A 25963-nucleotide genomic window follows, 5' to 3' on the forward strand; every position below is an offset into this window, starting at 1 on the left:
CCAGGGGGCTGGCACAGCTGCCTTCTCTAGCAATTTGTGACTTCCCTCGCCCACACCGTCTTGCAAGATGCCTTTGGCTATGCGCATTTTCGCGGCTCGCAGCAAGCCATTGTTGACCATGTGATTGGCGGCGACGATGCGCTGGTGCTGATGCCCACCGGAGGTGGCAAAAGCCTGTGCTACCAGATCCCGGCCATCGTGCGCCAGCAGCAGGGCCATGGCACCACCATCGTCATCTCGCCGCTCATCGCACTGATGCACGACCAGGTCAGCGCCATGCACGAGATCGGTGTGGACGCGGCCTTCCTCAACTCCACGCTGGATTACGACCAGACCCGCGATGTGGAGCTACAGCTGATGTCGGGCGGCATCACCTTGCTGTATGTGGCGCCCGAGCGGCTCAACACGCCGCGCTTTCTGGGCCTGCTCGATGAGCTGCATGCCATGGGCAAGCTGGCCCTGTTCGCGATTGACGAGGCCCATTGCGTCAGCCAGTGGGGACATGACTTTCGGCCTGAGTACCGCGAGCTGACCGTGCTGCACCAGCGCTATGCCGGCGTGCCGCGCATTGCGCTCACCGCCACGGCCGATGCGCTGACCCGCGCCGACATCGTCGAGCGCATGCAGCTCGAATCGGCGCGCGTCTTCATCAGCAGCTTTGACCGCGCCAACATCCGCTACACCATCGTTGAGAAAAAGGACGCCACCGCCCAGCTGCTGCGCTTCATCGAGCGCGAGCACGATGGCGACGCAGGCGTCGTGTATTGCCTCTCGCGCAAGAAGGTCGAAGAGGTCGCGCAATCGCTGTGCGATGCCGGCATCAACGCCCTGCCCTACCATGCCGGCCTGGGCGCCGAGCTGCGCCAAAAGAACCAAAGCCGCTTTCTGCGCGAAGAAGGCATTGTGATGGTCGCCACCATCGCGTTCGGCATGGGCATCAACAAGCCCGATGTGCGCTTTGTCGCCCATGTGGACATGCCCAAGAACATCGAGAGCTACTACCAGGAAACCGGCCGGGGCGGGCGCGACGGCCTGCCCGCCGATGCCTGGATGGCCTATGGCTACCGCGACGTGGTCAGCCAGCGCAGCATGATCGACGAGAGCCCGGCGGGCGATGCCTTCAAGCAGGTGATGCGCGGCAAGCTCGACGCGCTGCTGGGCCTGGCCGAGGCCACCGGCTGCCGGCGCGTGCGCCTGCTGGCCTATTTTGACGAGGTCTACGGCCAGGGCGGCGACTACGACTCGGCCCACCCCGAGGCCTCCGCCGCATCTGCCGAGAAGGCACCGCGCTACCAGTGCGGCAATTGCGATAACTGCCTGAGCCCGCCCAAGACCTGGGACGGCACCGATGCCGCGCGCAAGCTGCTGTCCACCATCTACCGCGCCCATTCGGCCAGCCAGATCACCTTTGGCGCCAGCCATATCCTCGACATCGTGCGCGGCAAGGAAACCGACAAGGTGCGCCAGTTCGGCCACCAGCAGCTGAGCACCTTTGGCCTGTGCCAGGACTACACCGAGCCCCAGCTGCGCGGCGTGCTGCGCCAGCTGCTGGCCATTGGCGCGCTGGCCACCCACAAGGTGCAGACCGAAGCTGGCTACAGCTTCGAGACCCTCACCCTGTGCGACGGCTCACGCGCCGTGCTGCGCGGCGAGCAAACCGTGAAGCTGCGCGAAAGCACCGCCGAGCGCAGCCCCAGCAAGCGCCAGCGCAGCACCAAACCCGCCGTCGCCGCGCAAAACCTGGGCCCCGACGAGCAGGTCCGCTTCATCAACCTCAAGGCCTGGCGCACCGAAGTGGCCAAGGAGCACAACGTCCCCGCCTACGTGGTCTTCGCTGATGCCACCCTGGCCGCCATCGCCCAGCGCAACCCGCAGAGCCTGGACGAGCTGCAGGGGGTGAGCGGGATTGGGGTGAAGAAGCTGGAGGCTTATGGGGAGGCGGTGCTCCGGGTGTGCAGCAGCCTCTAAGCTCAAATATTGTTGTTGCATTGCAAACAAAGTAAAACGCATGCTTCCATTTTGTAAAGCTATGCTCTAATGCCGTTTTAATTGTTGAAAACTATTAACCAACGGACAGACATATGCTGAAAAAATGGATCGCAATCGGCGCCCTGCTGGGCACCAGCATGGCCCAGGCCTATATGCCCCAATCGGGCACCTGGGTGGTTACCAGCGAACTCAATGGCAAGCCCGGTCGCGGCCTGGCCATCGATGTGCAGGGCCAGACCCTGGTCATGCAGATGTATGCCTATGACGCCAGCGGCAATGCCACGTTCTACCTGACCTCGGGCGCCTACAAGAACAACCAGTACTCCGGCACCTTGAACAAATACCGTGGCGGCCGCTACCTGGGCAGCAACGAACGCATTGGCCAGGACAACGGCAACGATGGTGTGGTGTCGATGCGCTTTGACTCGGGCACCAAAGGCTACATCAAGTTCCCGGGTGAAGCGGAAAAGGAAATCTCGCGCTTCAACTTCGGCTATGACACCAGCCCGCAAAGCCTGTTCGGCATTTGGCTCTTTACCCCGCTGGGAACCAGCACACCCCGGTCAGATGTCGTCAAACTGGAAAAGCTGACGCCTGCGAGCAACTACGGCACCGGCTTCGTCATGTCCGCAGACAACCGATTTGGCTGCGAAAATGTGACCAGCGGACCCAATGCCGGTTTGGTGGTGTGCATCAAGTTCAACGTGGCCAACCGCACCGAGCAGGTCTATTACTTTGACTACAAAGTCAATGATGGCGAGGGCTATACCGGAACCTCACCCGCAACGGCCAGCAACCTGCTGATCGTTCGCCGCCTGACCACCAGCAACGCTGATGGGACTGGCATCACCTTCAAAGACTCGGAAAGCACTCTGCCAGCAGATCCCGAAGCACTCCGCCAGGCATTCGAGTCGGTCGTGTCCGAGCCCATCGAAGAGTAAGCCTTAACGCGTCTCCCCCTTTGAAGCCAGCAGCCATCCGCGCGCGATGCTGCTGGCTTCGCCGTCTGTGGGCGAAACGCGCATCCATCGCAGGCCCTGGCACCGCGGTTTGCCATCCAGCGCTACACTCAGCCCCCATGCCCCCCACCACCCCTGCCCGCCTGTCCATCCGCGCCCTGCAAAGCCCCATCAGCGGGCCCTGCTCGCTGGAGCTGGCAGCCGGCGAATGCGTGGCGGTGATGGGCGCATCGGGGGCGGGCAAGTCAGTGTTGCTGCGGCTGATTGCCGATCTGGACCCGGGCAGTGGCGAGGTGCTGCTCAACGGCCAGGCACGCAGCGCCTTCAGCGGCCCGGCCTGGCGCCAGCAGGTGATGTACCTGGCGGCAGAGCCTGCCTGGTGGGGGGCGACGGTGATGGAGCATTTCCCGCCGGGCTCGCAGGCGGCGCTGCTGGAGATGGCCAGTGCGCTGGGGCTGCGCCAGGGCTTTGTCGATATTGCGCTGACCCAGCTGTCGACCGGCGAGCGCCAGCGCCTGGCCTTGCTGCGCGGGCTGTTGCGCAGGCCCCAGGTGCTGCTGCTCGATGAGCCCACGGCGGCCCTCGATGAAACATCGGTGGCTGCGGTAGAGCAACTGCTGCAGCGCTGCCAGCAGCAGGGCCTGAGCCTGCTGTGGGTGACCCATTCGCAGGCGCAGGCCGCGCGCGTGGGCCAGCGCTGCATGCAATTGGTAGACCACCAGCTGCGGCCGATGGAGGCCGCGCAATGAACACGGCGATCCATCTGCAACCCGGCGATTTGCTGGTGGGCGCAGCACTGGTGCTGGCCGCCGCTGCCGCCTCCTGGGCGATGCGCCTGCAGTTGCAGCGCCAGGTGCTGTGGGCATCGCTGCGCATGGTGGTGCAGCTCCTGCTGGTGGGCTATGTGCTGCGGCTGGTGTTCCAGCAGGCGCACCCGGGCACCACCTTGGTCGTCGTGCTGGTGATGATTGCCGCTGCCGCGCGCGAAGTGGCGGTGCGGCCGCACCAGCGGCTGGCCGGCGGGGGCAACTACCGCATTGCGGGGCTGGTGGTGGCGCTGGCCAGCCTGTCGACCGTGGTGCTGGCGCTGATGACCGCCGTGCGGCCCGATCCCTGGTTTGATGCACGCTATGCGATACCGCTGATGGGCATTGTGCTGGGCAGCGTGCTCAATGCCGCGAGCCTGGGGCTGGACAGCTTTTTTGATGGCGTGCGCCAGGGGCGCGCTGCGATCGAGGCCCAGCTGGCGCTGGGGGTCCCTTTCCGCCGGGCCCTGGCACCGCACACCCGCGCCGCTATCCGCCGGGGGCTGATCCCCATCATCAACCAGATGTCGGCTGCGGGATTGATCACCTTGCCCGGCATCATGACCGGCCAGATCCTGGGCGGCATGGACCCGCTGGAAGCGGCCAAGTACCAGATCTTGTTGTTGCTGCTGCTGACGGGCGCGGGCGGCATGGCCGCCGCCGGCAGTGTGCTGCTGGCCGCCCGGGCGCTGGGTGACGAGCGCCAGCGCCTGCGGCTGGACCGGCTGAACGCCCATAGCTGATCTGTTTTGCTATCTCGCAGTGCTGTTCCTAGAATGGGCAAGCACATCTGGGAGAGCAGCCATGGCAGAGCGCGACAAGGACAACCTGGTGGATGAGCTGGTCGACTACGACCCGCTGGGCAGCGATCCGGCCTTGAAGGCCGCCCTGGCACGCGCGCAGGCCCAGGCCTGGCTGCCGGGCCTGCAGCAACACGCCCGCACCGTTGGCAGCAGCGCCTTTGCGCAATGGGCCGACCAGGCCAACCGCCACCCACCGCAGTTGCAGCAATGGGATGCACGGGGCCGGCGCATCGACCAGGTGGAGTTTCACCCCGCATGGCACCAGGTGCTGGCGCATTACCGTGCGCAGCAACTGATCGACATGCCGTTTGCCGATGCACCGGAAGATGCACCACGCGGCCGCTGGACAGCCTGGGCCGCCGGTTTTTACCTGCATGGCCAGGCAGAAGCGGGCAGCCTCTGCCCCGCAACGATGACGACGGCGGCGATCCCGGTGCTGCGCAAGGAGCCAGCGCTATGGGCACAGATCGCGCCTGGCATTACCAGTGCCCACCATGACGCGCGCGATGCGCCGCTGGCAGACAAGACGGCCCTGTGGGTGGGCATGGGCATGACCGAAAAACAAGGCGGCTCGGACGTGCGCAGCAACACCACCGTGGCCTATCCGCAGGGTGCCACAGGCGGCGGGCGCGGCGCGGACTACCGGCTGCAAGGTCATAAATGGTTTTATTCGGTGCCGATGGCCGATGCGCACCTGGTGGTGGCGCGCATGGCCAGCAGCGCCGCCGACGGCCATGCACTGCAGGCACCGCTGGCCTGCTTTTGGGTGCCGCGCTGGCAACCCGATGGGACCCGCAACCATGTGCTGGTGCAGCGCCTCAAGGACAAGGTGGGCAACCGCAGCAATGCCAGCAGCGAGGTGCTGTTTGACGATGCCTATGGCGTGCTGGTGGGCGAGGAAGGCCGGGGCATTGCCACCATCATGGAGATGGCCACGGTCACGCGGCTGTGCTGCGTGCTGGGCAGCTGCGCGCTGCTGCGCCAGGCCACTGTGCAGGCGCTGTGGTCGGCCCGGCACCGCCAGGCCTTTGGCGCGGCGCTCATCGCGCAGCCGCTGATGCAATCGGTGCTGGCCGACCTGGCGCTGGAGAGCGAGGCAGCGCTGCTCTTGGCCATGCAGCTGGCGCAGGCCTTTGAGGGCAGCAGCGCCCCGGGCCAGACCACCGCGCAGGCCTGGCAGCGCGCCATGACGCCAGCGGCCAAGTTCTGGGTCTGCAAACGCGCCATTGCCTGCAGCGCCGAGGCCATGGAAGTGCTGGGCGGCAATGGCTATATCGACAGCTCGGCGCTGGCACGCATCTACCGCGAAGCGCCGGTCAATTCGATCTGGGAGGGCTCGGGCAATGTGATGTGCCTCGATGTGCTCAAGGCCCTGCAGCGCGAGCCTGACCTGCGCGACGCGCTGTGGCTGGACTTGCAGCGCATGGCAGCCGATGACACGCCCATCCAACAAGCGCTGGCGTGCCTGCAAGGCCAGTGGCAGGCCATGGCGCAAGACGCCTGGGCGCAGCAGGCGCAGGCGCGCCAATGGGTGCAGCAGCTGGTGCTGGTGGCGCAGGCGGGCCTGATGCGGCAGCACGCAGCGCCCGCCCATGCCGATGCCTTTGTCGCCAGCCGCCTGGGGCCACATGCCAGTTTGGGCGTGATGGGTGCTTATCCGCTTGCCAAGGCGCAGATCAGCGCTATCCTCAGCGCCAGTCTGCAGTTGCAAAAATGATCGGAAAGTAGCCATGGCCGTCAGCGTGTTTGATTTGTTCAAGATCGGTATCGGGCCCAGCAGCTCGCACACGGTCGGCCCGATGCGCGCCGCGCATGCCTTTGTGCAGCGCCTGCAACGCCAAGGCCAGCTTTCGCAGGTGGCACGCCTGCGCTGCCAGCTGTTCGGCTCCCTGGGCGCCACCGGCATCGGCCACGCCAGTGACCGTGCGGTGATCCTGGGCCTGGCCGGCCATGCGCCCGATACGGTGGATGTGAATGCCATCGATGCGCTGATTGCCGAAGTCCACAGCACCGGGCAGCTGCTGCTCAATGGCGAGCAGCGCATCGTGTTTGACCCGGCCACCGACCTGCTCTTGATTGGCGAGGTCAGCCTGCCTTTCCACCCCAATGGCATGCGCTTGGAGGCCTGGGATGCGCAGCATGGGCTGGTCGACGCGCAGGCCTACTACTCGGTGGGCGGGGGCTTTATCGTCAGCGAAGAGGCCGCCTACGATGCCGAGCGCCAGCAGGCGATTGCGCCCGATACCGAGGTGCTGCCCCTGCCCTTTCACAGCGCCGCGCAGCTGCTGCAGCTGGCGCAGGACCACCAGCAGCCGATTGCGCAGATCATGCGCACCAATGAACGCCACTGGCGCGCCGATGCCGACATCGACAGCGGCCTGCTCAAGATCTGGCAGGCCATGCAGGACTGCGTACAACGCGGCTGCCGCACCGAAGGGCGCCTGCCCGGCGGGCTCAACGTCAAACGCCGTGCGGCCGGCTTTTACCAAGGCCTGACCCAGCATGCCCACGGTGCCAGCACCGATCCGCTGGAGGTGATGGACTGGGTGAACCTGTTTGCACTGGCCGTGAACGAGGAAAACGCCGCCGGCGGCCGGGTGGTGACCGCCCCCACCAATGGCGCTGCCGGCATTGTGCCGGCCGTGCTGCACTACTACTGGCGCTTTGTGCCCGGCGCCAGCGAGGCCGGTGTGGTGGACTTTTTGCTGACCGCAGGCGCCATCGGCATGCTGTACAAGGAAAACGCCTCGATATCGGGCGCCGAAGTGGGCTGCCAGGGCGAGGTGGGCGTGGCCTGCTCGATGGCGGCAGCAGGCCTGTGCGCGGTGATGGGCGGCACACCAGCGCAGGTGGAGAACGCCGCCGAGATCGGCATGGAGCACCACCTGGGCCTGACCTGCGACCCGGTTGCCGGCCTGGTGCAGGTGCCCTGCATCGAGCGCAACGCGCTGGCCGCCGTCAAGGCCATCAATGCCGCACGCATGGCCTTGCGCGGCGATGGCTCGCATGTCGTGAGCCTGGACAACGTGATCGCCACGATGCGCGCCACCGGCGCCGACATGATGAGCAAGTACAAGGAGACCTCGCTGGGCGGGCTGGCCGTGCACATCGTCGAATGCTGATCTCAAGCGGCGGCCACCAACCTGGGTGACAAGCCGGGCCTTGCGCACGGGGGGTGGCCGACCCCAGCGCCTACAATCGCGCCATGGCAATGCATTTTGACTTGGTAGATCTGCGCCTCATGGTGCATGTGGCAGACGCGAACAGCATGACGCGGGGGGCCGAGCTGTCGTTCATCTCGCTGCCGGCGGCCAGCACCCGTATCAAGAACCTGGAAGAGAGCATGGGCGTCAAGCTCCTGTACCGCACCAGCCAGGGCGTGACCCTGACCCTGCCGGGCCAGGCCTTTGTGCAGCATGCGCGCACCGTGCTGGGCCAGATCGAGCATCTGCGCGGCGACATGCAGGAGTACGCGCGTGGCATCAAGGGCCATGTGCGCGTGTTTGCCAACACCACGGCGCTGGGCGAGTTCCTGCCCCCGGTGCTGCGCGCCTACCTGCGCAAGCACCCGGATGTGGATATCGACCTGCGCGAGCGCCTGTCCAACGACATCATCCGTGCCGTGGGTGAAGGCCAGACGGATATCGGCATCGTCGCCGGCCAGGTGCGCACCGAAAGCCTGGTCGCGATGCCCTACCGGCGCGACCGCCTGGTGCTCGTCGTCTATGCCGACCATGCGCTGGCCCGGCGCAAGGCCGTGGCCTTTGGCGACACCCTGGAGTACGACTACATCGGACTGCATGAATCGAGCGCCATCCACGCGTTCTTGCGCCAGCACAGCGACCTGCTGCACCGCCCGATCAAGCAACGCATCCAGGTGGGCAATTTCGAGGCCGCCTGCCGCATGATCGAAGCGGGCGTGGGCATCGGCATCCTGCCCGAATCCGCTGCCCGCCGCCACGCGCGCAGCATGGACATCCGCATCATCAGCATCTCGGACGAATGGTCCAACCGCGAGATGCAGATCGTGGTGCGCAACCTCGAATCGCTCCCCTCCTTTGCCCGCGAGCTGGTGGAGCTGCTGGTCGAAGACGGTGCCAGCGGTGACGAAGGCCAGGGCGATACGGACAGCGACAACGAACAGGTGCCGACCAGCAACTGAGCCGCCGGGCCCCGGCGAGCCCGCCACTGCGTCAAAAGCTGCCACAAAGCTCACGCCAGCGCCCTGGCAACCCCAGCCAGTCATGCAGGCGGTAGGCAGCGGGCCTGTGCAGCGCTATGCTGTGGCATCCCTTTTGTTGAGCCTGGACACCCCATGACTGCTATCTGGAAAAAGCCCATCTCGCTGGATGCGCTGCGCGACAAGGCGCGCAATACGGCGATTGAACACCTGGGCATCGAATACGTTGAAATCGGCGACGACTACCTGGTGGGCCGCGTGCCGGTGGACCACCGCACGCACCAGCCCTTTGGGCTGCTGCATGGCGGCGTCAGCGTGGTGCTGGCGGAGACGCTGGGATCGGTTGGCGCGCTGTTCTCGTCGCCAGAAGGCTGGCGCTGCGTGGGGCTGGACATCAATGCCAACCACATCCGGGGTGTGAAGAGCGGCTGGGTCACCGGCACCGCCAAGCCCGTGCATATCGGCCGCATGACCCAGGTCTGGCAGATCGACATGGTCAACGATGACGGCAAGCTGACCTGCGTTTCGCGCATCACGATGGCGATGCTGGAAGACGCCGCTTAAGGCCTTATTCAGTTGCCGTAGGCCACGCGCGCCAAGGCCCGCGCCAGCTCCCAGGCCGGGTCGACCAACGGCAGGCCTTGCATGCTGGCCGCGCCTGGCAGGGCCAGCGGTATTTCGGTGCAGCCCATGATCAGCGGCACATCGCCATGGCGGGCGCGCATGGCCTGGGCCACGGCGGCAAAATCGGCGCGCGCCTGGTCCATGCGGTCGGCCTTCACACCCTGGTAGATGCCGCGCATCAGCAACTCACGCTCAGCCTCTTGCGGCAGGTGCACGGTGATGCCGCAGGCGGCCAGCGCCTGGTCATACAGGCCAATGCGGTAGGTGCCTTGCGTGGCCAGCAGCATGCAGGCCTGGTGGCCTTGCTCTTGCAGGCCCTCGGCCACCACGCGCGCAATGTGCAAGAGCTGCAGCTGCGGGTAGGCCTGCTGCAGGCGCCCATGCCAGGCGTGGGCGGTATTGCAGGCCACGGCCACCGCCTGGGCGCCCACTGCCTGGAGCTTGTCCAGGCCCTGGCACATCATCGCGAAGGGGTCCTCTGCGGTCTCGGGCGCCAGCAGCGCGGCGCTGCGGTCCGGTATCGGCAACTGGGCCAGCCAATGCGTGGGGTAGCCCTGGTCGGTAACAGCGGCGCCGCTGGCCCGCAAATGGTCTGCGCAGGCCTGTACAAACAGGCGCACAAAATCAGCGCCCGCTGCCGGGCCCATGCCGCCCAGAATGCCTACGGTGGAAAGCGTCATGCCGAACTCCAGAGAAAATGAAAAATGGCCCGTTGCCGGGCCATTGCAGTGCGTGCCGTGCACGACACGGGATTGTCCATCAGATCGCAGGCTTGTCGCTTTGCGCCGTCAGATTGTCCTTGAGTTCCTTGTTCATCGGCAGACCCAGCGCCTGGTTCTTCGGCGGGATGGGTTGCATGAACCACTTGTCGTACAGCTTGGTGAACTCACCGGACTTCATCATGCCGCCGATGACGCCATCGACGATCTTCTTGAAGGCAGGATCGTCCTTGGGCAGCATGCAGGCATAGGGCTCGACTTGCAGCGCATCGGCCACCACTTCGTAGGCAGCAGGGTCCTTGGAGTTGGCCTTCAAGCCGTACAGCAGGATGTCATCCATCGCAAAGCCGGCTGCGCGGTCGTTTTCCATCAGCAAGAAGCCGTCGGAATGGTCCTTGGCCAAGGTGATGTTGATGTCCAGCTTCTGGTCGGCGCTGTACTTGCGCACCACAGGCAGGTTGGTGGTGCCGGTGGTGATCGCCAGCGTCTTGCCCTTCAGATCGGCCCAGCTGTTGATGCCCGAGCTCTTCTTCACGGCCACGCGGGTGCCGGTGTAGAAGTAGTTGATCGCGAAATCCACGTCCTTGTTGCGGGCGCTGTTGTTGGTGGTGGAGCCGCATTCGAGCACGATGGTGCCGTTCTGGATCAGCGGAATGCGGTTGGCCGAGGTGACCGACTGCCATTTCACTTTCAGGTCGGGCTTGCCGATTTCCTTGCGCACGGCATCGGCCACGGCGTTGGAGATGTCCACCGAGAAGCCAATGGCGTTCTGGCCACCGGAGAGGTAGCTGAACGGCACCGAGGATTCGCGGTAGGCGAACGTGATTTCGCCCGAATCCTTGGCCTTGGCCAGCACATCGGCAAAGGCCGAGGGCAGGCAGGCAACGGCAGCGGCAGCACAGACCAGCGACTTAACAAACTTCATGGTGAGACCTCCTTGAATCAATCAATGCAAACAGTGTAGAAACCAGTGCTTTGTTCCAACAATGCCTTTTTGGGACAGGCCCATAACGCTTGGTTATGGTGCATGGCATACCGCAAAGGTGAAGAACCGCTGTACCTATAAGCAAACGGCATGCCTGTTGCCCATTTTGCTATGCGACAGCCTGAATTCAAGCGCCTATATTTAAGGGTTTTCAGGGGGTGTTCCATGCAGGTATGCATTCTGGGTGCGGGAATTGTGGGTTTGGCGGCCGCCTATGAGCTGCACCAGGCTGGGCACCAGGTTACGGTGGTTGACAAAGCCTCACATGCGGGCAGCGGCACCAGCATGGGCAATGGTGCGCAGCTGAGCTACAGCTATGTGCAACCCTTGGCCGACCCCGCCATCTGGAAGCAGTTGCCCAAGCTGCTGTTCAGCAGCGACTCGCCGCTCAAGTTCCGCCTGCAGGCCGATCCCCAGCAATGGAAATGGGGCCTGGCTTTCTTGGGTGCCTGCAATGCCGACCGGTCTGCGGCCAGCACCCGCACATTGCTGCAGTTGGCCGCCGTCAGCCGCCAGCGTTTTGAGGCCATGCAGACCCAGGTGGGCGGCGACTGGGACTACAGCAGCACCGGCAAGCTGGTGCTCTACCCCAGCGATGCCGCCGTGCAGTCGGCGCGCCACCAGCTCGAGGTGCAAAGCCAGTTGGGCAGCGCGCCCCAGCGCATCGTCAGCGCCGACGAAGCCGTCGCGCTGGAGCCTGCGCTCGCCGCCTACCGCAGCCAGTTTGCCGGCGCCGTGCACACGCCCAGCGAGTGCGCCGCCGATTGCTACCAGGTCTGCCGCCAGCTCGAAGACTGGCTGCGCCAAAAGGGGGTGAAGTTCATCATGGACACGCCCATCCACAGCCTGCGCCGCGAAGGCGGCAAGATCGTCGCGCTGCAGACGGCGCAGGGCGATATCGAGGCCGAGCACTTCATGGTGGCGCTGGGCGTGGACAGCGTGGCACTGTGCAAGCCACTGGGCGTGGACCTGCCGGTCTACCCGCTCAAGGGCTACAGCATCACCCTGGATGTGGCAGCAGCCGGCCACAAGGCGCCCACGGTGAGCATCACCGACAGCGCGCGCAAGGTGGTGTTTGCGCGCATTGGCGAGCGCCTGCGCGTAGCCGGCATGGTGGAGCTGGTGGGCCACGACCTGCGCATTCCGCAGGACAAGATCCAAAGCCTGTGTGCCTCCACCGAAGCGGTGTTTCCCGGCTGCAGCGATTTTGTGCAGGTCCAGCCCTGGGCCGGCCTGCGCCCTGCCACACCGACTGCTGTGCCGATTGCCAAGTGCGCAGGCGCCAGCAATCTGTGGATCAACACCGGCCACGGCGCGCTGGGTTTTACGTTGGCGTTTGGCACGGCGGCACAGCTGGCCTACGAGATCGGCCAGGCTGCCTGAGCCGCGCAATCGCACAATCGCACGTTGACGCAGAGGCTTACAGCTGCGCCGCCAGCACCTTCTGCATCTCGCGCGTGATCGCCTTGACCAGCAGTGATTGCGGCTGCGAGACCGCGCGGATCGCATTGACCGGCACCTGCAGGCCGGGCGCCAGCGGCAGCACATCGACCTTGCTCGTGTCGGCCGACAAGGCGGTGCAGCCATCGACCATGGCCACGCCCAGGCCGTGGTGGGCCATGGCCAGCGCCGTGTGGTAGGTCTGCACGGTCACATAGTGGTTCAGGCCGGCGCTCGATTCCCGCGCCAGCTGGCTCAGCAGCATGCCCACGGGGTCCTGCGCATCGAGGCTGATGGTGGGCACGCCGGTCAGGTCATCGAGCGAGAGGCTGCCCGCGCGCAGCTTGAAGGGCGGCAGCATGCCCTTGGGCACCACGCAGACCATCGGCACGCGGGCCAGGTTCTCCTGCTGCAGGCTGGCCTGCTGCACATTGCTCAGCACAAAGCCGACATCGGCCTCCTGCATCATCAGCGCCGAGACGATCTGCGGCGAATGCAGCGACTGCAGGCTGACGCTGACATGCGGGTGCTTCTGCTTGAACTGCGCCAGCGCCCGGGGCAGCACCTCGTGGCCCAGCGCCAGCACGCTGGCAATGCGCAGCGAATCGCTGTCGCGGCCCTGGCGCAGGCTGTCAGCGAGGCGCTGCACCTCTTCGAGCTGGGCGAACAGCTTTTCCATGTGCGGCAGCAAGGCCAGCGCCTCACTGGTCGGCGTCAGCCGCCCCTTGCTGCGCTGGAACAGCGCAAAGCCCAGCTGCAGCTCGGCATGCTGCAAGGTGCGGCTGACGGCTGGCTGCGAGATGTTGATGAGGCGCGCCGCAGCGCTGACGCTGCCGGTGTGCATCACCGCGTTGAAGACTTCGATATGGCGCAGGCGCATGGGGGCCTCGGGGTTCAGCGGCCCGCGCCGATGTTGTTGTCGCCGGGGCCGCCGTGGCCATCTTCGGCCTGCATGCGCGCCAGCCGCGCGCTTTTCCAGTACACATCGTCACCGCCATCAACGCGGTTGAGCACGCGCGCCAGCACAAACAGCAGATCGGACAGGCGGTTGAGGTACTGGCGCGGTGCGGCGCGCATGGCCTCGCCCTGCTCCAGCGCCACCACCATGCGCTCGGCGCGGCGCGCGACGGTGCGGCAGACATGGGATTGCGCGGCCGCACGCGTGCCGGCGGGCAGGATGAATTCGGCCAGGCGCGGCAGCTGCGCGTTGTAGTGCGCCAGTGCGGTGTCGAGCTGCAGCAATGCATCGTCCTTGAGCAGCTCGTAGCCGGGCATCGACAGCTCGCCGCCCAGGTTGAACAGCTGGTGCTGGATATCGACCAGCAGCTCGCGCACATCGGCGGGCAGCGGCTCGCACAGCAGCAGGCCGATGTGGGAGTTGAGCTCGTCGACATCGCCCATCGCCTGGGGCCGGCCGCTGGCCTTGGAGACGCGGCTGTTGTCGCCCAGCCCGGTGCTGCCATCGTCACCGGTTCTGGTCGCAATTTGGGAGAGACGGTTGCCCATGGGTAATCCTTGTAAAGCAGCGGTGAACCAGCGCCTATTTTCTGTTACCGGCACAGGAAATATGTAGCCGAGGCAACACTAAGCAAAAATGATAGCAAAACCGGCCGATTCCGGGTTCAATAGAGCCATGTCTGAATGACGAAAGGATCTACAGATGTCTGGCAAGTTTTTCGCCCATCCCTTTGACGCCCGCAGCGTGATGCTGTTTGCATCGATTGCGGTCACATCGGCGATGGCGCATGCCCAGCCGCTCAATAGCAGCCAACAACGCATCGGTCAGGCCGCTAGCGGCAGCCGCATTATCCAGGTTGAGCGCCAACTGGGCACCCATGACCCGCGCCGCCATCAGGCGCGCCAACCGGTCAAAAAGGCGCTCTGACCCAGCAGCCACTGCCGGTTTTCCCGAACTCTCCCCCTCCCCGCTACGGCGGGGTTTTTTCATGCCCGGCTGCAGCGCAGCGGACAGCCATGAAAAGCCGGCGGTGCTATTCTTGGCTCCCGCCCTGGAGAACCCGATGAACGCGCCCACCTCCCCCCACATTCTGGCTGCTGCGCAGCGCCCCATTCCCGATGCCTTCATGGCAGCGCTCAGTGCCCGTTTTGGCAGGCAGTGCGTGACCTCGCAGGCCGTGCGCGAGCAGCATGGGCGCGACGAAGGCTCCATCACCGCGCCGCCACCGGCCGCCGTGGTCTATGCCCAGTCGAGCCAGGATGTGCAGGATGCCGTGGCGCTGTGCCACCAGCACGAGGTGCCCGTCATCGCCTACGGCGCCGGCTCCTCGCTCGAAGGCCATCTGCTGGCCGTGCAAGGCGGCATCAGCATCGATGTGAGCCGCATGAACCAGGTGCTGTCGATCGACACCGAGGACCTGACCATCACCGTGCAGCCGGGCATCACCCGCAAGCAGCTCAACGAGGCGATCAAGGACACCGGCTTTTTCTTCCCGATCGACCCGGGCGCTGACGCCTCCATTGGCGGCATGGCATCGACCCGTGCCAGCGGCACCAATGCCGTACGCTACGGCACCATGCGCGAGAACGTGCTGGCGCTGGAGGTGGTGACCGCCAGCGGCCAGGTGATCCGCACTGGCAACCGCGCCAAGAAAAGCGCGGCCGGCTACGACCTGACGCGGCTGATGGTGGGCAGCGAAGGCACGCTGGGCATCTTTACCGAGATCAGCCTGCGCATCTACCCGCTGCCCGAAGCGGTGAGTGCCGCCATCTGCTCGTTCCCGACGATTGAAGCGGCCGTGCGCACCGTGATCGAGACTATCCAGATGGGCATTCCGATTGCGCGCGTGGAACTCATTGATGTGAACGCAGTGCGCATGGTCAATGCCTACAGCAAGCTCGATCTGCGCGAGGAACCGATGCTGCTGATGGAGTTCCACGGCTCGCCCACCGGCGTCAAGGAGCAGGCCGAGATGGTGCAGGACCTGGCCCGCGAGCATGGCGGCAATGCCTTTGAATGGGCTGAGCGCCCGGAAGACCGCACGCGCCTCTTCACCGCCCGCCACAATGCCTACTTTGCCGCCGTCTCCAGCGTGCCCGGTTGCCGCTGCATCACCACCGATACCTGCGTGCCCATCAGCCGCCTGGCCGATGCGCTGCTGCAATGCGTGACCGAGGCCGATGCCAGCGGCATCCCTTACTTTCTGGTGGGCCACGTGGGTGACGGCAACTTCCACTTTGGCTACCTGATCGACCCGGACAACGATGCCCAGCGCGCGCAGGCCGAGCAGCTCAACCACCAGCTGGTGCAGCGCGCCATTGCGCTGGGCGGCACCTGCACCGGTGAGCACGGCATTGGCGTGCACAAGCAGGGCTTTTTGCTGGAAGAAGCCGGCGAAGGCGCCGTCGCCATGATGCGCGCCATCAAGCAGGCGCTGGACCCCAAGAACATCCTCAACCCGGGCAAGATCTTCCAGCTGGGCTGATCCATACCAGCGACCCAGTAAAAGGCCCGCGCAACCAAGCGGTTGCGCGGGCCTTTTTACGCCTTGTGGCGGGTTTTCTGCGGGTGCCCAGGGGGTAGGCAGCCTCTTGCTCAGGCAGGCACCACAGCGGCCTTTTCCTTTAGCTTGCGCGCGGCCACTCCGGCGCCGACAAAGCCGGCCGACACCACGCTCAGCACCATGCCCACGGCCGCGCCAAAGAACACACCGGCGTTCATGTGGTGGTCCAGCATGTAGCCAAACACCGGGGCGGCCAGGCAAAAGCCCAGGTCCAGGCCCGAGTAGACGGTGCCATAGACCCGGCCGGTGGCGCCCGGCGGCGCGGCGCGCTTGACCAGCATGTCGCGCGAGGGGCCGGCCAGGCCGGTGCCGATACCGGCGATCGCGGCCACGCCCAGCGCCACATAGCCAGGCAGCCAGCCGGTGCCCACCAGCGCCAGCAAGATGCCGGAGAACAGCAGGCAGGTGGAGATGACTTTCTCCAGCCGCTCCACCCGACCCACCAGAAAGCCGCCCAGCACCATGCCGGCGGCGCCAAACAGCATATAGCCGGTGACCACATAGGCGGTGATGCTGGCGGGCAGCCCGTAGAGCTGCTGCAGCGCCGGGCTGGAGAACGACTGGATGGCGCTCATCGCGCAGGTGGTCCAGAAAAAGAACGAGAAGCACAGCCAGACCGAAGGCAGCTTCAAAAAGGCCATCGGGTGCTCCTGCTTGCCGGCTACCGCCGCCTTGGCAGGGGCCGCGCCAGGCAGGCTGACGCGGTCATCGAGCGCATCGCGGTTGACCACCATGATGGCCAGGATGATGGCCGCCAGCGCGGCGCCGCACAGGCAGGCCATGCGCCAGGAGCCGGTGGCCGAGGTGATGCCAGCCATGAACACCGGCGCCGCCGCCCAGCCCAGGTTGCCCGAGAGGCCATGCACCGAGAAGCCATGGCCCAGGCGCTGGGGCGAGAGGCGCTTGTTGAGGATGGTGAAATCCACCGGGTGGAAGGGCGCGTTGCCCAGGCCGGCAAAGATGGCGGCCAGCATCAGCTGCGCATAGCTGTTGGCGGTGCCGGCAATGACACCGGCCACCGCAAAGCTGCTGAGCGCAGCAAACATGATGGGGCGGGCGCCAAAGCGGTCGACCACAAAGCCGGCCAGCGCCTGGCCCACGCCCGAGACGATGAAAAAGGCCGACACCAGCACGCTGAGCTCGGAGTAGCTGAAGCCGAAATCTGCAATCAGCCAGGGAAACAGCGGCGGCAGCAGCAGGTGGAAGAAGTGCGAGGAGCCATGGGCCAGGCCCACCAGGCCGATGGTGCGCGAATCTTGGCGCAGGCTGCCCAACGCGCTGGGCCCGGGCGCGCCCGGCGGTATTGTTGTGCTGGTTGTCATGGCAGCGATGTTAGCCAAAGCCCTGTCGGCATGTATGCGACAGAGAGACGATTACTATCGCCAATGTGCCAAGCTGCTGCACCTGGCCCTTCCCCATCACCACCACCCCCAACCGCCTTGCTGCCATGACTTCTGCCCGGACTGCCTCCCCGCCCCACGCGGCACGCGCTGCCGCCAGCGGCGAGGCTGCCAGCGCCCGCCGTGCCTGGCAGTATGTGGACTCGCTCACCCCGCACCTGTTTGTGCCCACCGCCGAGCGGCCGGTGCGTGCCAAGCTGCGTGAGCTGAGCGGAGACACCCGGGTGCTGCCCCACCAGCATGCCTGGGCGCAGTTGGCCATCTCGGTCACCGGCACCGTGCACCTGCGCGTGCCATCGGCCACCTTTGTGGTGCCGCCCCGGCGCGCGCTGTGGATTCCGCCCGGTGTCGAGCATGCGGTGACCCTCGTGGAGACGGCCGAGCTGCGCACCCTCTACATCTACCAGGCCGAAGGTCAGTGCGGCCCCGGCCCGGGTGACAGCGCTGCCAACCTCTGGCGGCGCTGCCGTGTGCTGGAGGTCTCCGAGCTGATGCGCGCGCTCGTGTGCGATCTGCCCATCCTGCCCGACGATGCACCCGCGCCCAGCGCCGCGCAGCTCGCACGCGAGCGCCATGTCAGCGCGCTGCTGCTCGATGAGCTGCGCCAGGCGACCCAGCTCGATCTGCGGGTGGACATGCCGCGCGACAAGCGCCTGCACAGCCTGTGCCAGGCCGTCCTGGACGACCCGCTGGCCCATGACAGCCTGCAAGCCTTTGCCCACAACAGCGGCGCCAGCCCACGCACCATTGCGCGCCTGTTCCGCCAGGAGCTGGGCTGCACCTACCTGCAGTGGCGCCAGCAGGTCATTCTGGCCAAGGCGGTGGAGTTGGGCGCCAGCGGCCTGGCCATTGGCCAGATTGCGGCCGAGCTGGGCTATACGCCCAGCGCCTTCAGTGCCATGGTGCAGCGTGCCTGCGGCCTGTCACCGGTGCGTTTTCTGGGCATGCAGACCCGCTAGGAGGCCGTTCCAGGTCTGCCGCCGTTTCTTCCACTATCCAACCTCTGCCATTCCCCACCATGCCCCTGCACAGCTACGAACCCCGCCAAGGCCACCGCCTGCCCCATGATCCCTTCAATGCCATCGTCGGCCCGCGCCCGATTGGCTGGATCTCCAGCACCAGCAGCAGCGGCGTGCTGAACCTGGCGCCCTACAGCTTTTTCAACGCCTTCAACTATGTGCCGCCCATCGTCGGCTTTGCCAGCGTGGGGCGCAAAGACAGCCTGAACAACATCGAGGCGACGGGCGAGTTTGTCTGGAACCTGGCGAGCGAATCGCTGGCCGAGGCGATGAACCAGAGCTGCGCGGCCGTGGGCCCCGAGGTGAACGAATTCGAGCTGGCCGGCCTGGCCACCGAGCCCTCGACACTGGTGCGCCCGCCGCGCGTGCAGGCCAGCCTGGTGACGATGGAATGCCGCTGCACCCAGATCGTGCAGCTGCAGACCGCGCAAGGCACGCAGGTGCCCACCTGGCTGGTGCTGGGCGAGGTGGTGATGGTACATATCGACGAGCAGCTGCTCCAAGGCGGCGTGTACCAGACGGCAGCGGGCAAGCCGCTGCTGCGCGGCGGCGGGCCGGGCGACTATTTCACGATCAGCGAGGCGGGCAAGTTCGTGATGCGCCGACCCGCGTGATGCCGCGCGGCATCGTCAATCGCAGCGCATGCCGGTGGCTGCGGCAAAGCTGCCCAGCGACCAGCCCTGGCCCAGCAGAAACATGCGGGTGCTGAGCGGATCGAGCCGCTCGGGCGCCATGCGCTCGCCCAGGTAGTGCATTTTCTTGTTGCTGATATCGACATAGCCCAGGCGGTGGCTGGCAGCGAGCTTGTGCCACAGCGCATGCGCGCCCGGTGACTGGCGCGCGCCTGTGACCAGGCACAGGCCGGCATCGAGCGCCCAGCGGTAGATGCACGAGGCCAGGCCCTTGCGCTGGTAGGCGGGGTCAAAGCGGCTGTGCGGTCCGCGTATGTAGCGGTCGGCGCGCTTGTCCAGCTCGATCAGGCGGTTGAAGACGGTAAAGCCCGCAATGCGGTGCTCCAGCTGGTCTTCGACATAGACATAGAACTCACCATCGGCGCTGCGGTAGCGGATGGCAAAACGGGGGTCGGACAAAGGGATCTCGGGCAGGCCATGGAGCCGGTCGCCGGGGGTGTGGATGCGATCGTGGATGGAGGCGCATTCGCCTTCGAGTTGATGGGGTGGAATCGGGCTCACATCGATGCGCAACTCCACCGGCCGGTACAGCCAGGATGCCCAGAAGGGGGGTATCGCGAGGTTCATACCAAAACTCCTGCAGTTGAAAACCCGGCAGGTTAGCCCCGGCAGCATTTCGCACGCAAAGGGTGCGATATGCCCCACAGCTCGCAGACACAAAAAAGCCCGCCTGGGGGGCCAGGCGGGCTGTCAAAGTGCAAGGCCTTACGGCTTATTGCACACCCAATGTCATCGACGAGGTGGCACGGTTGCCAATCGCCACGGCAGACGAGCGGTTGCCCGATACATTGATGCCGCTGGTGCCCGGTACGCCGGAGGCGCTGTAGCTGCCACTGACCACTGCCGACACGTTGCCGCTGTTGATCTGGGTGGAGGTCAGCTGCGCGCTGGCCATTTGCTGGCCAGGCAGGGCCGACACGTTCACGACGTTCTCCGCGTTGTTGCCCACGGCCGTGGCGCTGGCCGTGTTGCCGCTCAGGTTGAGCGAGCTGCCACGGCTGAAGCCATCGGCGTTCAGCGTTGCTGTGGCCAACACGTTGCCACTATTGGCCTGCGAATTGAGCAAGCCCACGCCCGAGCCGCTGTTGAGCGCCGTGCCGGCACCTACCTGCACGCTGTTGAGGGACGTATTGCCTGCCGCCACTGCCAGCGCCTGGTTGCCGGTGGTGGTGATGTTGCCATCAAGCCGGTTGGCGGCACTGCCACCGGCCAGCAGGCTGGTGGTCGAGGTGACGGCACCGGTGTTGCCCTGCGAATTGGCCAGCAACGCAAACTGGTCGCTCGCCTGCGTGCCGGCAGCCAGCGTCAGCTGGTTGTTGGCGACGTTGGCACGCGCCATGCTGCTGGCCTGGTTGCCCGTGATGGTGGTGTTGCCGCTGGCATCGGTAGCCACACTGTTGCCGCTGAGGATGTCCATCCGCGTGGTCGCCGAGGTGGCGCCTGCCGAGGTCTGCACGCTGCCCAGCAGTGCCGGCTGCAGGCCGCCCGTTCCCAGCGTGCTGACGGCGTTCATCTCCAGGCTGTTGACGGCCTGGTTCTGGCTGGCATTGGCGCTGAACTGGTTGTTGCTCACCACCAGCTCATGGCCACCGGCACGCGTGGTGTCTGCCACGGTGTTGCCATCTACCCCCAGGTTGACCCAGGTGAGCGATTGTGCATTGCCCGACGACACGTTTTGTGCGTTGTAGAGAACGGCCGCGGAGCTGCCATCGATGCGGCTGCCGGCCATCGAGACCTGGTTGTTTGCCTGGTTGACGATGGCATCCGAGGCGCCCTGGTTGCCGGTGACGGTGAGGCTGGCACCCGAGGCCGTGTCGGCACGCAGGCCGATCAGCATCGGGGCTGGCTGGGGCGCAGGGCTGACGTTGATGAAGTCTGCGACCGTGGCACCGACATTGCCGGCCTGGTGGTCCTGCACATTGACCACGATGGCGCCAGAATCAACCACACCATTGGTGGCATTGATGCGGGCCAGGTTGTCGGCCTTCTGGCTGGCAGCGCTGGCGCTGAACTGGTTGCCGCTGACCACCAGGGTGGCATTGGTGGCGCTGGTAGTCGCTGCGCCCACCAGGTTGGAGCTGGCGCTGGCCTCCACTGCGCCGGTGGCATGGCCCTGCGTGTTCATCACCACGGCGGCCGATTGCGTCACCGTATTGTCGGCACCCAGTTGGGCATCGTTGGTGGCGGAGGCGGCCGTGGCCTCTGCGCCCACCTGGTTGCCGCTCACCGTCAGGCTGCTGCCCGACAGGCTGGTCGAGCTGCTGCCGATGCGCGCAGCGCCAGCACCGGCCGAAACGGCACCGCCAGCATTCACCTGGGTATTGGCCGTGGTGGCCAGGCTGCCAGCAATGTTGCTGGCGCCTGCACGGGTCTGGTTGCTGGCGCTGGAGCCCTGGGCCTGGGCTTGCACCAGGTTGCCGCTGACGCTCATGGTGTCATTGCTGCTGTCCAGGGTCTGCACGCCCAGCGATAACACACTCGCACCAGCGGTGACGACGGGCGAGACCAGGGTCTGGGAATTCGTGGTCTCCAACACCGCACCGTCGATACTGCCTGCAGCAGCCACAGCCGTGCGGTTGCTGCCGCTGTTGCCATCGGCCTGGGCGCTGACGCTGTTGCCCGCGACGCTGTAGCTGTTGTTGGCCGAGCCAGGCTTCTGGTTGTCGATGCCCAGGGTGGTTGCCGAGCCTGAGGCGATGACAATGCCGCCATTGCCCTGGGTCGCCGTGGTGGCCAGAACCGTACCGGGCGCCTGCACCACATCACCCGATGCAGTGATCTGCAGGTTGCTGGTCTGCTGGTTGCCGCCAGCAGAGGCTTGCACCTGGTTGCTGCTCACGCCCAGGGTGCTGTCCGTCATGGGCTGGTTGGGGGTGCCCTGAACCCGGATACCCAGCAAACCACCGACCGAGGAGATGCCAAAAACAGGGCCCGTGGCCACTTGGTCAACGGTACTGCTGGCATCGGCCCCCACATTGACGCTGCCGCCCTGCACCTGGATACCCGCCTGGGTGGTGTTGGCCTGGGCACTGGCATCGACCTGGTTGCCCGAGACACTCAGCCCCAGGTTGTCCATGGCATTGGCGGGGTTGGCACCCCCGGTCTGGTTCAGGCGGATACCTACCTGGGTCAGGGAGGTGGTGCCAAACACCGCCCCCGTTGCCGTCTGGCTAACCGCCGCCGTCGCCGGGGTGCTCATGTCCACCGCTGTGCCGGTGATCTGCATGGTGCCTACCGCCGTGCTGCCGATCGCGGTGGAGGTGGCTTCGTTATTGCTCACGCTGGCGGTATCACCATCGTGGTTGCCCACCACATTGGCGGCATTGACGCCGATCAGTCCAGAGGTCGTGCTGCTGACGGTGCCGCTGACCTGCTGGGCAATGTCCACCGTGGGCAGCGTCGGCGGCTGGTTGTTGATGGTCAGGGCGGCAGCCGCACCGGTGGCAAGCCGGTGCTGGTTTCCGATGGCCAGCGCATCCACGCCATTGCCGTTCACCACGCCATTGCTGGGGAAGTTGGTGTACTGCGCATTGCTGCTGTTTTGGGCGTTCACCACCCCGTTGCTGGTCTGGTTGGCCGAGGGTCCGGCCACCGGAGCGGTTCCATTGCTCTGCGCCAGCGCCACACCGGAGGTCGCAGCGATCAATGCCGCCGCAGCGGCCAGCGGAGCCAGGCGTGCCCGGCGAAGAAAGGTTGGGTGCTTGTGGGACATGACTGTCTCCTAGGGGTACAGGGAGGAAAACTAGACGTGATTTGGGTGTTTTATGCTCTTAGTGCCCGTCTATAAAGCGCTATAAGCTATGAAATTGGTAGCTTTGAAATGTTGCCAGTCAAGGCTTGACCTGCAACCGCGCCAGCAGGCGGTAGCCCGCGCCGTAGCGGTGCACGGTGGTGTCGCCGGGCGTGGGGCGCCACAGCACCTGCACCTGGCCAGGCGGGATGCCATGCTGGGCCAGTTCAGCGCGCAGCGCCTGCAGGCGCTCGTCGGTCAGCGCATCGCGCCGGGCGGGGTTCTGGTCGTTCTCGTTCTCGCGTGCCAGCAGCGCCATGCGCACGCCCTGGCCGGCGCGCAGGCGGGTGGCCACGGTCTCTGCAGCGGTGGCCGATTGCTGCGCAATGCGGGTGTTGTTTTCTTCAAAGACCACGTCCAGCGAGGTCATCGCGGCCTTGGTTTTTTCGGGCATCGGCTCGGTGGCTGCAGCGACAGGAGCAGCAGCCGGTACAGGCGCAGGGACCGGTGCTGCAGGTTCGGCGGGAACAGGCGTTGGCGGTACTGCAGCGGGCTCGCCTGCTGCCGTCTTGGCGCCTTCCATGCAAGGGCCGGCTGGGGTCTGCGTCACCGTGCTGATCAGCTCCAGCACGCCCTGCTCCAAGGTAGTACGCACGCCCAGTTGCACGGGCTCCAGGTCCTTGCTGCCGGCGTTGATGTCAAACAGGTTGCTGCCAAAGAAGCGGAAGATACCCGCACCAATCTCGCGGCCCACGATCTGCTTTTGCAGGCTGACGGCACGCACCACGCGCAAGGTCTTGGTCTCGACGATGCGCAGGTCGGCGCCCACGTTCATCGTGAAGACGCGGTAACGCGGGCCGATCTGGTTGACCTGGGCTTCGATGCCGCCGGACTGGATGTTGTAGTTCACCTCGGTGAGGCCACCGATGATGTAGTAGTCCGAGCGCAGGATGGAGCCGCCGTAGTACGGCAGCCAGGGCACCGCGCGCTGGCCTTTCTCATCGGCCAGTGCGTGCTGGTTGCCATCGCCCAGCTGGCGCCGGTCGGTGTAGGCCAGCTCCAGCTCGGCCACGCGGGTGTCAAAGCGCTCGCGCACATCGATGGCGCCGCCGAGCTTGCCCAGCGCCGAATAGACCATCAGCGATCCGCCCTGGGTGACGACATTGCCATCGCCCTGGGAGTACTTGCCGGTGTAGTCCTTGATGTCGCCCACGGCAATCGACAGCGGGGCGCGGCCGTTGCGCTGCTCGACGATGCGGTGCGACAGGCAGGCAAAGCTGTTGTCCAGCGGGGTGCCGTTGTGGCGCGGGCCGGGGCCTTGCATCACGGGCGCTTCGTCATCGGCCATGCGCACCTGCTGGTAGGTGGGCAGCGCGCAGCCGCTCAGCAGCAAGGTGGCGGCCAGGGCCGACAGGGTCATCGTGCGGCGGGGCAGCGGGCCGCGCGCGGACAGGGGGTAAAGGTTCAGGGCGTGCATGGTGTCCTCCGTCCGCGCTTTAGTTGATGGCACCGCTGGCGCCGAACTGGCAGGCTGAACTGCCGCTCACGTTGGTGCTTTGGTTGCCGCTGTTGTTCTGCGCGACCTGCATGTCCTGCTGGCCATGGGCGTTTTCGCTGTTGATCGGCGCCATCGTGGTCGTCGATGGGCTGCCCTGCACGCCACTGCTGATGGCGCCGCTGTTGCTCTGGTTGTTGTTGGCCACGCCACCACGGCCCAGGTTGTCGCTGCTGTCGCTGGCGCTGCCGGTGCTCGATGCGCTGTTGCCTGCCGATGCATTGGTCTGCGGAGAGGCGACCTGGTTGGCCTGGTCGGCCGAGCTGCTGTTGCCGGCGGCGGTGGGCTGGAAGTTGCAGTTCACCTGGCGCTCGATATTGGTGATGTAGGTGCTTTTGAAGGCGTCGTAGTAGCCGCCTTTTTTCTTCTCTATGAGGTCGTTGGTAAGGGCCCGGTTGGCCCGGTCGGCGCTGGTCTGGAACTGCCAGGGCACAGATTCGCCGAGCCAGCCCTGGGCATGGCTGGAAGCGGCTGCCGTCAGCAGGGCTGCGGCAAGGTAGATGGCGCTGTGTTTCATGTCGTCCTCACAGTTGGGTGTTGTGCTGTTCATGGGCAAAACAGATGGAGCGACGACAGGCATCCCATGGCGGCCAGCCATCGCATGGAAGGCATGTTCGGCTGGCAGTAAGCAATTGTAAATAGACCAGATGTACTAGCCTAAAGACCATTTAGCAGCGCAAGTGGGACGAAAAATGCACCCTTGTATTCTCAATAAATCCATAAAAATCATTGGACTTTTTTCAACACGAGCAGATACTTCGAAACTATCAAAGCGGCGGTAAGGCGCACTAGTTCATATGGACTATTGGTTGCTTCGGTAAATAGATGTAAGGTACGGGCCATGAAGAACTGCGCCCCCCATGCCGCAAGAAGGAGCCTGCGGATATGACACTGCCCCTGCCATCGGTCATGCTGGTGGATGACCATCCCCTCTTCCGCCAAGGCCTGCGCATGATGCTGCTGAGCAGCAACATGCTGCAGGCCGATATCCACGAAGCGGGCTCGGTCACCGATGCGGTGGCGCAGGAGCACTGGGTCAACCTGGTCATGCTCGACATCAGCATGCCCGGCTGTGATGGGCTCGAAGGCATTGGCCAGATCCGCAAACGCTGGCCCGGCGCCTATGTGGTGATGCTCTCGGGCCATGACCACCCCGAGCTGATGCGCGATGCGGTGCGCCAGGGCGCCTCGGGCTTCATCTCCAAGGCGCTGGAGCCCGAGGCCATCTGCGCGCAGGTGCAGCACTGGTTGCTGCGCAGCCTGGGCATGGAGCACAACATCCACAAGGCCAGCGGCCGCAGCCTGGAGCCCGCCGCCAAGCCCAGCGCCGAGGTGCTGCCGCTGCGCCAGTATGAAGTGCTCAAGATGCTGGCCAAGGGCTTTAGCAACAAGGCCATTGCCAAGCATTTCGGGCTGAGCGAACACACGATCCGCAACCAGGTGGCGTCCATCCTCAAGCACCTGGGAGCCGATACCCGTACCCAGGCGGTGCTGGTGGCGCAACGCAACGGTATCCTGCCCGCCACGGCCATCAAATAAAA

Annotated in this window: 23 protein-coding genes; 14 read left to right on the forward strand and 9 right to left on the reverse strand. The window is 65.4% G+C overall.

All coding sequences use genetic code 11. The annotated features are described in order from the left end of the window. Positions 1–36 precede the first annotated feature (36 nt). The 8 genes from recQ to F0Q04_RS02435 all read left to right on the forward strand — a co-directional run bounded on the left by recQ (position 37) and on the right by F0Q04_RS02435 (position 9301). Entirely contained in the window at positions 37–1968 is a 1932-nt protein-coding gene (gene recQ / locus F0Q04_RS02400; protein WP_182344279.1) for a DNA helicase RecQ, read from the forward strand. Between the two features lie 113 nt (positions 1969–2081). Then, positions 2082–2930: a hypothetical protein gene (locus F0Q04_RS02405; RefSeq protein ID WP_182344281.1), complete on the forward strand. Its 849-nt coding sequence runs from the start codon at positions 2082–2084 to the stop codon at positions 2928–2930. Positions 2931–3067: 137 nt separating this feature from the next. Further along, complete coding sequence (locus F0Q04_RS02410) at positions 3068–3697, forward strand: ABC transporter ATP-binding protein (RefSeq protein WP_116925316.1); 630 nt, start codon at positions 3068–3070, stop codon at positions 3695–3697. Further along, positions 3694–4497, forward strand: coding sequence for an ABC transporter permease (locus F0Q04_RS02415; protein ID WP_182344283.1), 804 nt, complete (start codon positions 3694–3696; stop codon positions 4495–4497). Before F0Q04_RS02410 ends, F0Q04_RS02415 begins: the two co-directional genes overlap by 4 nt. Positions 4498–4558: 61 nt before the next feature. Then, entirely contained in the window at positions 4559–6274 is a 1716-nt protein-coding gene (locus F0Q04_RS02420) for an acyl-CoA dehydrogenase family protein (RefSeq protein WP_182344285.1), read from the forward strand. Positions 6275–6287: 13 nt separating this feature from the next. Next, the gene (locus F0Q04_RS02425) at positions 6288–7679 is read left to right on the forward strand and encodes an L-serine ammonia-lyase (protein ID WP_182344287.1); all 1392 of its coding nucleotides are present in this window, start codon (positions 6288–6290) and stop codon (positions 7677–7679) included. Between the two features lie 83 nt (positions 7680–7762). Beyond that, the gene (locus tag F0Q04_RS02430) at positions 7763–8719 is read left to right on the forward strand and encodes a LysR family transcriptional regulator (protein ID WP_116925514.1); all 957 of its coding nucleotides are present in this window, start codon (positions 7763–7765) and stop codon (positions 8717–8719) included. A gap of 153 nt (positions 8720–8872) precedes the next feature. After that, positions 8873–9301, forward strand: coding sequence for a hotdog fold thioesterase (locus F0Q04_RS02435; protein WP_116925320.1), 429 nt, complete (start codon positions 8873–8875; stop codon positions 9299–9301). An 8-nt stretch (positions 9302–9309) separates the two neighbouring features. On the opposite strand, the gene F0Q04_RS02440 is transcribed toward F0Q04_RS02435, so the two are convergent. Both F0Q04_RS02440 and F0Q04_RS02445 read right to left on the reverse strand, forming a co-directional pair. Next, positions 9310–10041 carry an aspartate/glutamate racemase family protein gene (locus F0Q04_RS02440; RefSeq protein ID WP_116925321.1) on the reverse strand — a complete coding sequence of 244 codons (732 nt, stop codon included), beginning with the start codon at positions 10039–10041 and terminating at the stop codon, positions 9310–9312. 79 nt (positions 10042–10120) lie between these two features. Continuing rightward, complete coding sequence (locus F0Q04_RS02445; protein ID WP_021027896.1) at positions 10121–11005, reverse strand: amino acid ABC transporter substrate-binding protein; 885 nt, start codon at positions 11003–11005, stop codon at positions 10121–10123. Positions 11006–11230: 225 nt separating this feature from the next. Between F0Q04_RS02445 and F0Q04_RS02450 the strand changes: the two genes are divergently transcribed. Beyond that, positions 11231–12448, forward strand: coding sequence for a D-amino acid dehydrogenase (locus tag F0Q04_RS02450; protein ID WP_182344289.1), 1218 nt, complete (start codon positions 11231–11233; stop codon positions 12446–12448). Positions 12449–12485: 37 nt separating this feature from the next. Here F0Q04_RS02450 and F0Q04_RS02455 read toward each other — a convergent pair whose 3' ends face one another. Beyond that, complete coding sequence (locus F0Q04_RS02455; protein ID WP_116925323.1) at positions 12486–13385, reverse strand: LysR family transcriptional regulator; 900 nt, start codon at positions 13383–13385, stop codon at positions 12486–12488. Between the two features lie 14 nt (positions 13386–13399). Then, positions 13400–14011, reverse strand: a complete 612-nt coding sequence (locus F0Q04_RS02460; RefSeq protein WP_116925324.1) for a cob(I)yrinic acid a,c-diamide adenosyltransferase — start codon at positions 14009–14011, stop codon at positions 13400–13402. A 154-nt stretch (positions 14012–14165) separates the two neighbouring features. On the opposite strand from F0Q04_RS02460, the gene F0Q04_RS02465 reads away from it, so the two are divergent. Beyond that, entirely contained in the window at positions 14166–14390 is a 225-nt protein-coding gene (locus tag F0Q04_RS02465) for a hypothetical protein (protein WP_116925325.1), read from the forward strand. A 136-nt stretch (positions 14391–14526) separates the two neighbouring features. Then, positions 14527–15948, forward strand: a complete 1422-nt coding sequence (locus F0Q04_RS02470) for an FAD-binding oxidoreductase (protein WP_182344291.1) — start codon at positions 14527–14529, stop codon at positions 15946–15948. A 110-nt stretch (positions 15949–16058) separates the two neighbouring features. Here the strand turns inward: F0Q04_RS02470 and F0Q04_RS02475 are convergent, their stop codons facing one another. After that, positions 16059–17348, reverse strand: a complete 1290-nt coding sequence (locus F0Q04_RS02475; RefSeq protein ID WP_182344293.1) for an MFS transporter — start codon at positions 17346–17348, stop codon at positions 16059–16061. A 125-nt stretch (positions 17349–17473) separates the two neighbouring features. Here F0Q04_RS02475 and F0Q04_RS02480 point away from each other — a divergent pair, with 125 nt between their 5' ends. Next, a complete protein-coding gene (locus F0Q04_RS02480; protein WP_182344295.1) occupies positions 17474–18385 on the forward strand; it encodes an AraC family transcriptional regulator in 912 nt (303 codons plus the stop codon). Positions 18386–18444: 59 nt separating this feature from the next. After that, positions 18445–19059 (forward strand): flavin reductase family protein, encoded by a 615-nt coding sequence (locus F0Q04_RS02485; RefSeq protein ID WP_182344297.1) that lies wholly within the window; start codon positions 18445–18447, stop codon positions 19057–19059. A gap of 15 nt (positions 19060–19074) precedes the next feature. Here the strand turns inward: F0Q04_RS02485 and F0Q04_RS02490 are convergent, their stop codons facing one another. The 4 genes from F0Q04_RS02490 to F0Q04_RS02505 all read right to left on the reverse strand — a co-directional run bounded on the left by F0Q04_RS02490 (position 19075) and on the right by F0Q04_RS02505 (position 24939). Continuing rightward, positions 19075–19704, reverse strand: a complete 630-nt coding sequence (locus F0Q04_RS02490; RefSeq protein ID WP_182344299.1) for an N-acetyltransferase — start codon at positions 19702–19704, stop codon at positions 19075–19077. Between the two features lie 145 nt (positions 19705–19849). After that, the gene (locus F0Q04_RS02495; protein WP_182344301.1) at positions 19850–22849 is read right to left on the reverse strand and encodes a beta strand repeat-containing protein; all 3000 of its coding nucleotides are present in this window, start codon (positions 22847–22849) and stop codon (positions 19850–19852) included. Between the two features lie 118 nt (positions 22850–22967). Next, positions 22968–24344 carry a CsgG/HfaB family protein gene (locus tag F0Q04_RS02500; protein ID WP_182344303.1) on the reverse strand — a complete coding sequence of 459 codons (1377 nt, stop codon included), beginning with the start codon at positions 24342–24344 and terminating at the stop codon, positions 22968–22970. A gap of 19 nt (positions 24345–24363) precedes the next feature. After that, positions 24364–24939, reverse strand: a complete 576-nt coding sequence (locus F0Q04_RS02505) for a hypothetical protein (RefSeq protein ID WP_182344305.1) — start codon at positions 24937–24939, stop codon at positions 24364–24366. 368 nt (positions 24940–25307) lie between these two features. Between F0Q04_RS02505 and F0Q04_RS02510 the strand changes: the two genes are divergently transcribed. Then, positions 25308–25961: a response regulator transcription factor gene (locus F0Q04_RS02510; protein ID WP_021027159.1), complete on the forward strand. Its 654-nt coding sequence runs from the start codon at positions 25308–25310 to the stop codon at positions 25959–25961. The last annotated feature ends 2 nt before the right edge of the window (positions 25962–25963 follow it).

This window comes from Comamonas koreensis (assembly GCF_014076495.1).
GTDB lineage: Bacteria > Pseudomonadota > Gammaproteobacteria > Burkholderiales > Burkholderiaceae_C > Comamonas > Comamonas squillarum.

Coding starts and splice junctions, on each gene's coding strand:
- F0Q04_RS02405 (WP_182344281.1), top strand. CDS start 2,082: ATGCTGAAAAAATGGATCGCAATCGGCGCCCTGCTGGGCACCAGCATG.
- F0Q04_RS02410 (WP_116925316.1), top strand. CDS start 3,068: ATGCCCCCCACCACCCCTGCCCGCCTGTCCATCCGCGCCCTGCAAAGC.
- F0Q04_RS02415 (WP_182344283.1), top strand. CDS start 3,694: ATGAACACGGCGATCCATCTGCAACCCGGCGATTTGCTGGTGGGCGCA.
- F0Q04_RS02420 (WP_182344285.1), top strand. CDS start 4,559: ATGGCAGAGCGCGACAAGGACAACCTGGTGGATGAGCTGGTCGACTAC.
- F0Q04_RS02425 (WP_182344287.1), top strand. CDS start 6,288: ATGGCCGTCAGCGTGTTTGATTTGTTCAAGATCGGTATCGGGCCCAGC.
- F0Q04_RS02430 (WP_116925514.1), top strand. CDS start 7,763: ATGGCAATGCATTTTGACTTGGTAGATCTGCGCCTCATGGTGCATGTG.
- F0Q04_RS02435 (WP_116925320.1), top strand. CDS start 8,873: ATGACTGCTATCTGGAAAAAGCCCATCTCGCTGGATGCGCTGCGCGAC.
- F0Q04_RS02440 (WP_116925321.1), bottom strand. CDS start 10,041: ATGACGCTTTCCACCGTAGGCATTCTGGGCGGCATGGGCCCGGCAGCG.
- F0Q04_RS02445 (WP_021027896.1), bottom strand. CDS start 11,005: ATGAAGTTTGTTAAGTCGCTGGTCTGTGCTGCCGCTGCCGTTGCCTGC.
- F0Q04_RS02450 (WP_182344289.1), top strand. CDS start 11,231: ATGCAGGTATGCATTCTGGGTGCGGGAATTGTGGGTTTGGCGGCCGCC.
- F0Q04_RS02455 (WP_116925323.1), bottom strand. CDS start 13,385: ATGCGCCTGCGCCATATCGAAGTCTTCAACGCGGTGATGCACACCGGC.
- F0Q04_RS02460 (WP_116925324.1), bottom strand. CDS start 14,011: ATGGGCAACCGTCTCTCCCAAATTGCGACCAGAACCGGTGACGATGGC.
- F0Q04_RS02465 (WP_116925325.1), top strand. CDS start 14,166: ATGTCTGGCAAGTTTTTCGCCCATCCCTTTGACGCCCGCAGCGTGATG.
- F0Q04_RS02470 (WP_182344291.1), top strand. CDS start 14,527: ATGAACGCGCCCACCTCCCCCCACATTCTGGCTGCTGCGCAGCGCCCC.
- F0Q04_RS02475 (WP_182344293.1), bottom strand. CDS start 17,348: ATGACAACCAGCACAACAATACCGCCGGGCGCGCCCGGGCCCAGCGCG.
- F0Q04_RS02480 (WP_182344295.1), top strand. CDS start 17,474: ATGACTTCTGCCCGGACTGCCTCCCCGCCCCACGCGGCACGCGCTGCC.
- F0Q04_RS02485 (WP_182344297.1), top strand. CDS start 18,445: ATGCCCCTGCACAGCTACGAACCCCGCCAAGGCCACCGCCTGCCCCAT.
- F0Q04_RS02490 (WP_182344299.1), bottom strand. CDS start 19,704: ATGAACCTCGCGATACCCCCCTTCTGGGCATCCTGGCTGTACCGGCCG.
- F0Q04_RS02495 (WP_182344301.1), bottom strand. CDS start 22,849: ATGTCCCACAAGCACCCAACCTTTCTTCGCCGGGCACGCCTGGCTCCG.
- F0Q04_RS02500 (WP_182344303.1), bottom strand. CDS start 24,344: ATGCACGCCCTGAACCTTTACCCCCTGTCCGCGCGCGGCCCGCTGCCC.
- F0Q04_RS02505 (WP_182344305.1), bottom strand. CDS start 24,939: ATGAAACACAGCGCCATCTACCTTGCCGCAGCCCTGCTGACGGCAGCC.
- F0Q04_RS02510 (WP_021027159.1), top strand. CDS start 25,308: ATGACACTGCCCCTGCCATCGGTCATGCTGGTGGATGACCATCCCCTC.